General features: G+C 71.2%; 8 protein-coding genes and 1 pseudogene. 5 read left to right on the forward strand and 4 right to left on the reverse strand.

Going from position 1 to position 7,616, the window contains the following annotated elements:
• Together RT323_RS15240 and RT323_RS15245 are read left to right on the forward strand one after the other, a co-directional pair.
• Nucleotides 1-214: pseudogene (locus tag RT323_RS15240) on the forward strand (DNA replication and repair protein RecF); the annotation flags it as partial.
• On the forward strand, nt 207-695 hold the full coding sequence (locus tag RT323_RS15245) for a DciA family protein (protein WP_313409965.1): 489 nt from the start codon (nt 207-209) through the stop codon (nt 693-695). The pseudogene RT323_RS15240 and the gene RT323_RS15245, both read left to right, overlap by 8 nt.
• Here RT323_RS15245 and RT323_RS15250 read toward each other — a convergent pair.
• The 4 genes from RT323_RS15250 to RT323_RS15265 all read right to left on the reverse strand — a co-directional run bounded on the left by RT323_RS15250 (nt 686) and on the right by RT323_RS15265 (nt 4,823).
• On the reverse strand, nt 686-1,495 hold the full coding sequence (locus tag RT323_RS15250) for a phosphatase PAP2 family protein (RefSeq protein ID WP_313409978.1): 810 nt from the start codon (nt 1,493-1,495) through the stop codon (nt 686-688). The two genes, RT323_RS15245 and RT323_RS15250, sit on opposite strands and share 10 nt — an antisense overlap.
• A gap of 139 nt (nt 1,496-1,634) precedes the next feature.
• The gene (locus RT323_RS15255) at nt 1,635-2,885 is read right to left on the reverse strand and encodes an ABC transporter permease subunit (protein ID WP_313409967.1); all 1,251 of its coding nucleotides are present in this window, start codon (nt 2,883-2,885) and stop codon (nt 1,635-1,637) included.
• Nucleotides 2,882-3,685, reverse strand: coding sequence for an ATP-binding cassette domain-containing protein (locus RT323_RS15260; protein WP_313409968.1), 804 nt, complete (start codon nt 3,683-3,685; stop codon nt 2,882-2,884). Before RT323_RS15260 ends, RT323_RS15255 begins: the two co-directional genes overlap by 4 nt.
• Nucleotides 3,686-3,746: 61 nt before the next feature.
• Nucleotides 3,747-4,823, reverse strand: coding sequence for a substrate-binding domain-containing protein (locus RT323_RS15265; protein ID WP_313409970.1), 1,077 nt, complete (start codon nt 4,821-4,823; stop codon nt 3,747-3,749).
• A 171-nt stretch (nt 4,824-4,994) separates the two neighbouring features.
• Between RT323_RS15265 and RT323_RS15270 the strand changes: the two genes are divergently transcribed.
• The 3 genes from RT323_RS15270 to RT323_RS15280 form a co-directional block, all read left to right on the forward strand.
• Nucleotides 4,995-5,783, forward strand: a complete 789-nt coding sequence (locus RT323_RS15270; protein WP_313409972.1) for a DeoR/GlpR family DNA-binding transcription regulator — start codon at nt 4,995-4,997, stop codon at nt 5,781-5,783.
• Nucleotides 5,784-5,861: 78 nt separating this feature from the next.
• Entirely contained in the window at nt 5,862-6,902 is a 1,041-nt protein-coding gene (locus RT323_RS15275) for a 2-hydroxyacid dehydrogenase (protein WP_313409974.1), read from the forward strand.
• Nucleotides 6,899-7,616, forward strand: a 718-nt coding sequence (locus RT323_RS15280) for an FGGY family carbohydrate kinase (protein WP_313409976.1), incomplete at its 3' end; no start/stop codon positions are given. The genes RT323_RS15275 and RT323_RS15280, both read left to right, overlap by 4 nt.

Genomic DNA, 7,616 nt, shown 5'->3' on the forward strand with positions numbered 1-7,616 from the left:
CTTCGCCCTGCTCCGCGATGACGGCGATGACCCGATCCTCATCCTCGACGACGTGTTCGCCGAGCTGGACAGTCACCGGCGGTCGCGGCTGGCGGCGCGGGTCGCCTCCGCGGAGCAGGTCCTGGTCACGGCCGCCGTCGAGGGGGACGTGCCCGCCGAGCTGGTGGGCCAGTCCTTCGACGTGGCCGGCGCGGTGGTGACGCCCCGTGGCTGACGAGCCGGACGACGTCCTGCGGCTGGCCCGCGAGATCGCCGACGCGTACCGCACGGGCACGCCGGCCTCCGGCCGGACCACGCGGCGACCGATCAAGCGCCGCGGTCCCGCGCGTCGTCCCGGTCGTGAGGACGCGGTCGCGCTGGGCGACGTGCTGGGCGAGATGGTCCAGCACCAGGGCTGGGAGGAACGGCTCGCGGCGTCGCGCGTGTTCTCCGACTGGGCCTCGATCGTCGGTCCCGAGGTCGCCCAGCACTGCCAGGTCGATCACTTCACCGACGGCGTCGTGTACCTGGAGACCTCGTCGACGGCGTGGGCCAAGGAGCTGAAGATGCTCGCGCCGCGGCTGGTGGCGAAGCTCAACCAGGAGCTGGGCGACGGCCAGGTCCTGCGCATCGATGTGCGTGGACCGCAGGCGCCCAGCTGGAAGAAGGGCCGGCGATCGGTCAAGGGCCGCGGCCCGCGCGACACCTACGGCTGACGCACGGTCCCCCGCGGGCAGAGCCACGCCATGACCCACATGGCGATCGCGGACGCCAGCGCCACGGTGCCCAGCACGAGCCCGGCGTCGAGGAAGCCGTCCATGCGCCCGTCCACGGGGCGGACGCCGATCAGCACGATCGCCACGAGCGAGGCGAGAGCACCGCCGAGGGCCAGCGTGAGGGTCCCCCGTGTCCCTCGGCCTCGCCGCCCACCGTGGATCACCACCCCGACGGCGCACCATGCCATCACGACGAGCAGCGCCGCGACGACGTCCGCGGGCCGGTGCCAACCCGCGACGATCGTGGACAGCCCGGTCAGCCCGGCGGCGAACGCGCCGAGACCCGCCACGACCGCGCGTGCTGCTGGCGGCGCCACGATGAGCAGGGCGGCGACGGCCGAGACCACGAGCGTCACGTGGCCGCTGGGCAGGGAGTTGTGGACTCCCAGGCCGAAGTCGGAACGCTCGAGCAGCGAGTGCTTCGTCAGCTGGGTGGTCGCGTTCGCGCCGAGGACCACCACGCCGGCGCCCAGTGCCGCGCGGGCGTCGTGACGGCGCACGGCCAGCAGCAGCCCGACGACGGCCACGACGACCACCGTCCACATCGGCACCCGGCCGAGCACGGACAGCACCGTCAGCTCGGCCTCGCGCCCGATCGTGACCGTGCGCATCGCGCGCTCGTCCGCGATCTGTCCGTCCGCGGACCACACGGCGATACTCACGAGGGCGCAGAGGAGTGCCACGGTGCCGGCTCCCACCACGAGGGCAGGGCCCACGACCGAGGCCCTCGCGCGCGTCATCGAACTCACGTTTCCAGCCTTCCAGATCCCACCACGACCACGGCCGCGTGCCGTTCGGGGGACGGGCACGCGGCCGTGGGGCTCGGGGGGACACGGACGGATCCTTCGGAGGCCGAGGGATCCGCCCGCCGGGCAGGCGCTAGGCCCTGCCGTGACTCACGCGCGAGCGTCGCGCGACGGAGTCGAGGATGACGGCCAGCAGCAGGACGCCGCCGGTGACCATGAAGCGCCACGACGAGTCGAGGTTGACCAGCGTCAGGCCGCTGGAGATCGACTGGATCACCAGGATGCCCAGCAGCGCGGCGAACGCGGAGCCGCGACCACCGAACAGGCTCGTCCCGCCGATGACGGCGGCGGCAATCGCGTTGAGGTTCACGTCTCCGGTGCCGCTGCTCTGCGCCGCGGCCGCGAGGCGACCCGCGGCCAGCACGCCGCCGAGGGCGGCGAGCGTCGAGCCCAGCATGAAGACGCTCATGTAGACGCGGTTGACGTTGACGCCGGCCCGCCGTGCTGCCTCCTCGTTGCCGCCGACGGCGAACACCGAGCGGCCCCAGCGGGTGCGCGTGAGCGCGTAGTGCAGGCACAGCACGAGGCCGACGAACAGCACGAACATCCAGCCGATGCCGCGGGCCTGGTTCATGTACCAGACCGCGCCGAGCAGCACCGCGAGCAGCGCGACGGCCTGCAGCGCCAGGTGGCTGACCGGGGTCGAGGACAGGCCGGCCGCGGAGCGGGTCTGCGCACGACGGAACCGGGCCAGGAAGAACGCGGCGGCCGCCACCACGACGAGCACGTACGACAGCGTCGCCGGGACGAACCACAGCTGGCCGAGCTTCACGATCGGCGAGTCGAACGGCAGGTTGATCGTGCCGCTCGGGCCGAGGACCTTGAGCTGCAGGCCCAGGAAGCCGAGCAGGCCGGCCAGGGAGATGACGAACGACGGGACGCCGAACTTCGTGTAGACGATCGAGTAGACGAAGCCGATGGCCGCGCCGGCCGCGAGCGAGCCGAGCACGGCGACCCACACGGGCCACTCGTGCTGGACGAACGCGACGCCCAGGATCGCCGCCGACAGGCCGCTGACCGAGCCGACGGACAGGTCGATCTCGCCGACCAGCAGGACGCAGACGATGCCCAGCGCGATGACGCCGACCGCGGCCGACTCCATCAGCAGGTTGCCGAGGTTCGCGCTGGACAGGAACGACGAGTTCAGCGACTGGAACACGGTCCAGATCACGACGAGGCCGACGATGACGGGCAGGATGCCGAGGTCGCCACCACGGATGCGCTCGCCCACCGATCGCAGCAGGCCGCCGAGGCCCTCACTCGTGCGCAGTCGCTCGTCCTGCAGGTCGGCGGCAACGGGGTTCAGGCCGTCCGGGGTGCTCATCGGGTCTCCTGCTCGGTCGAGGTGGAACGGTCGGCACGGCGCGTCACGGCGTTGTCGGTGGCACCGGTGATGGCCGCGACGAGCTCCTCGGTGGTGACGTCGCGGGCGTCGAAGACGCCGTTGTTGCGGCCGAGGCGCAGGACGGCGACGCGGTCGGCGACGGCGCGGACGTCCTCCATGTTGTGGCTGATCATGATCACGGCGAGGCCGTTCTCACGCAGGCGCTCGACGAGGTTGAGGACCTCGGCGGTCTGCGCGACGCCCAGCGCTGCGGTCGGCTCGTCGAGGATGATCAGCTTCGGGTCCAGCAGCAGCGACCGCGCGATCGCGACGGTCTGGCGCTGGCCGCCCGACAGCGAGGCGATCGGGATGCGGACCGACGGGATCTTCGCGGCCAGCTGGCGCAGCAGCTCCCACGAGCGGACCTCCATCTGGACCTCGTCGAGGCGCAGCGGCGAGATCTCGCTGTTGAGGAAGAGGTTCGCGACCACGTCGAGGTTGTCGCACAGGGCGAGGTCCTGGAAGACCGTCGCGATGCCGAGGTCGATCGCGGCCTGGGGGCTCGTGATGGTGACCTCACGGCCGTCGAACTCCAGCGTCCCGGCCGAGGCGTGGTGCACGCCCGACAGGACCTTGACGAGGGTCGACTTGCCGGCGCCGTTGTCGCCGACGACGGCCACGACCTCGCCCGCGTGGACGTCGAGGTCGACGTCGGTGAGCGCGGCGACGGCGCCGAAGTTCTTGCTGATGGATCGCAGGCGCAGGATGGGTGCCCCGGGCGCCTCGGTGGCTTGGTTCATGTCTCTCCCTGTGGATCGACTACGGCCGGTCCCCGCACTCGCGGGGACCGGCCGAGCGTGATCAGTTGATGCCGAGCTTCTTGCAGCCGGCGGCGTAGGCGCCGGTGCACACCTGGTCGGCGGTGTAGATGCCGCTGTCGAAGATGACCTTCTTCACGTTCTCGGCCGTGACGACCTCGGGCGTGAACAGCTGCGACGGGGTGTCGAACAGCTCGGTGTCGGCCTTCGGCTCCTCGCCCTGCAGGAACGCGACGGCGGCCTCGGCGGCGGCGCTGGCGACGATGCTGATGGGCTTGGAGATCGTGTTGTACTGCTCACCGGCGATGATGCGCTGGATCGCGGCGACCTCGGCGTCGTTGCCGGTGACCGGCGGGACCGGGTCGATGCCCGCGGCCTTGAGCGCCGCGACGGTGCCGCCGCCGGTGCCGTCGTTGGCCGCGACCGCGCCCGCGATGTCGTCGCGGAACTTGGTGACCTGGCCCGAGACCCAGTCCTGGGCCTTCTGCGGGTTCCACTCCGGCGTGTCGTACTCGGCGAGGATCTCGTACTTGCTGCCCTCGACGCCGGCCTTCATGCCCTTCTTGATGAGCTGGGCGGCGTCGTCGGTCGGCGATCCGTAGACCATGAGCAGGCCGCCCTCGGCGCCGTCGGCGTCGAGCTTCTCGACGAGCGACTCGGCGATCATCGTGCCGATGCCCTCGTTGTCGAACGAGACGTAGAAGTCCGCCGGCTTGGTCGTGATCGGGCGGTCGTAGGTGATGACCGGGATGTCCTGCGCCTGCGCGTTGGAGACGATCGTCGCCGCGGCCTTGGTGTCGACGGCGTCGAGCACGAGCGCGTCGACGCCCTGCGCGATGGCGGAGTTCGCCTGCTGCTGCTGCTTGTTGGGGTCGCCGTCCGCGTTCTGGTAGAGGACCTCGCAGTCCTCGCACAGCTCGCCGACCTTCTTCTCGAACAGCGGGCGGTCCTGCTCCTCGTAGCGGGTCGAGGCGCGGTCGGGCATCAGGAACGCGATCTTCCCCGACGCCGCGTCGCCGTCCTTGCCGTCCGCGCTGTCGTCCGACCCGCAGGCGGCCAACGTGCCCAGGGCCATCACCGCTGCGGCGATGGCCGCCATGCGGAAGCTCGATGTCTTCATGTGTCTCTCTTTTCCGAACCGGGCGTGGGGCCGAAGCCGTGCCGATACCATCACTTGTGACAGGTGTCACACGCTGAATGCGGGGACCGTAACATTTAACACGTTAACTGTGTCAAGTCGAGTGTTACCTCGCAACACCCGCGTGTTGCGTCGGAGGGGGAGAGGACGTCCATGACGGAACAGGCACAGCCGCGGCCATCGCGTGCCCAGCGACAGCGGCGGATCATCGATCGCGTCGTCGAGCACGGATTCGCCAGCGTCTCGGAGCTGGTCGAGGACGCCGGGGTCAGCGTCATGACGATCCATCGCGACCTGGACGACCTCGCCAGTCGTGGCCTGCTGCGTCGCGTCCACGGCGGCGTGTCGGCACTGCCCACCGGCGTCTTCGAGTCGAGCTCGGAGTTCCGCATGCAGCGCCAGGTCGAGGCGAAGGAGGCGCTGGCCCGCACGGCGCTGGGATTCGTGGAGCCCGGCATGTCGGTGCTGCTCGACGACTCGACCACGGCCCTGGCCCTGGCGCGGCTGCTGCCGGCGGTCGGCGCGCTGACGGTGATCACGAACTACCGGCAGGTGCTGGAGGTCCTCATGGAGGAGGACGACATCTCGGTGATCATGCTCGGCGGCGCGTACTCGCGCACCCACGACTCGTTCATCGGCGTCCCCGACGCATCGGGCCTGGCGACGTACGCGGTCGACGTCTCGTTCCAGTCCACCTCCACGATCGACGACACCCGCGCCTACCACCAGGAGCAGGAGCTGGTGCTCATGAAGCGCGCGATGATCGACGCCGGCGAGCGCAGCGTCCTGATGATCGACGGCTCGAAGGTGGGCCGGCGCTCGCTGCACCGGTTCGCGGAGCTGTCCGAGTTCACCGACCTGGTCGTCACCCCCGACGTGCCCGAGTCCATGCGCGAGACGATGGCCGAGCACACGACGCTGCACGTCACGGACCGTGCGTGACATCGTCACAGTCCCGGTGATATAGATAACAACGATCTTGTTATCCCGGCGGGGTGTGTCGCTCCGCGCCACGAAAAGGTGAGCCCATTGACCACGATCCTCTCGGCCGGCGACCGCTTCATCCGCCCGGAACTGTTCTCCGACGCGATCCGGGCGGCCGTGGGCGACGCGGCGACGCTGGACTTCCGGACGACGTGCTCGCCGTGGCCGCACGAGCCCTTCGGGCCGGTCGAGAACGTGGACGAGGCCTCCGGCACGGTCGAAGGGATGATCGAGGCGCTGCAGGGCGTCGAGATCGCCGTCACCCAGCTCGCGCCGTTCTCGCGCTCGATCATCGAGGCGTCGCCCGACCTGAAGCTGATCGGCGTCAGCCGTGGCGGACCGGTCAACGTCGACCTCGATGCCGCCACGAAGGCCGGCGTCATCGTCGTCAACGCGCCGGGCCGCAACGCCCAGGCCGCCGCCGAGTTCACGATCGGCCTCATCCTGGCCGCCAGCCGCCGCATCCCGGCGGCCCACGGCGAGCTGACCCAGGGCACGTGGCGCGGCGACTACTACTCGTGGGAGGAGGCCGGCGGCGAGCTCGACGGTGAGACGGTCGGGCTCATCGGCCTCGGCGCGATCAGCACGATCGTCGCCCGGATCCTGCAGGCCTTCGGCGCCACCGTGATCGCGTACGACCCCTACGCGACGGCGACTCCCGGCGTCGAGCTGGTCGGGCTCGACGAGCTCATCGCCCGCAGCGGGATCGTCAGCCTGCACGCGCGACTGACCGACGAGACGCGGCACATCCTGGACGAGGCGCGGCTGCGCGCGATGCGTCCCGGGTCGGTGCTGGTCAACACGGCGCGCGGCGGACTGCTCGACTACGCGCCCCTGCCCGAGCTGCTGGAGTCCGGTCACCTGCGCGGGCTCGGCCTGGACGTCTACGACATCGAGCCGCCGCCGGCGGACTGGCCGCTGCTCTCGGCGCCCAACGTCGTGCTCTCGCCGCACCTGGCCGGTGCCACGCGCCAGACGGCCGAGCGCGCCGCCACGATCATCGCCGGCGAGGTCGCGGCGTACCTGAAGGGCGAGGTGCTGCGCCACGTCTGCAATCCCGAGGTGCTCGGGGGATGATCCTCGGCGTCGACATCGGCACGTCGGTCACGAAGGCCGCGCTGATCGGTCGTGACGGTCGCAGCGTGCGGTCGGCGAGCCGGCCGTCCGAGCTGCTGCGCGGCCCGGGCGGCGTGGTCGAGCAGGACCTCGACGCGGTGCTGGCGTCGGTCGTCTCGGTGGCCCTCGAGGTCACGAGGGACCTCGATGAGCCGCTCGACGCGATCGCGCTGACCGGGCAGGGCGACGGGCTGTGGCTGCGCGACGAGAGTGGGAACGCGACCCGCCGCGCCATCTCGTGGATGGACGGCCGCGCGGCGGACCGCGTCGAGCGCTGGCGCACCGAGGGGGTGCTGGACCGGGTCCACGCGCTCACCGGGTCGGGGGTCTTCCCCGGCTCCCACGCGGCCCTGCTGGCGCACCTCGACGAGCACGAGCCCGAGGTGCTCGAGGGATCGGCGGTCGCGGGCTACTGCATCGACGCGGTCCTGCAGCGCCTGACCGGCGAGATCTCGGTCGACGCCTCCGATGCCTCCCTGCCCTTCCTGGACGTGCGGACGCGCACCTACGTCGACGACGCGATCGCCGCGTGCGGCGTCGAGCGGTGGCGGCACCTGCTGCCCGAGCCCGCCGCGCCGCGCCGGGTCTTCTCTCTCTCGCGCGGCGGAGCGCTGCTGCTCGACCTGCCCGAGGGCCTGCCCGTGACGGCGGGCCCCTACGACGTCATGGCGTGCG

The sequence above is a fragment of the Aeromicrobium sp. genome (assembly GCF_032084975.1).
Taxonomy (GTDB): domain Bacteria; phylum Actinomycetota; class Actinomycetes; order Propionibacteriales; family Nocardioidaceae; genus Aeromicrobium.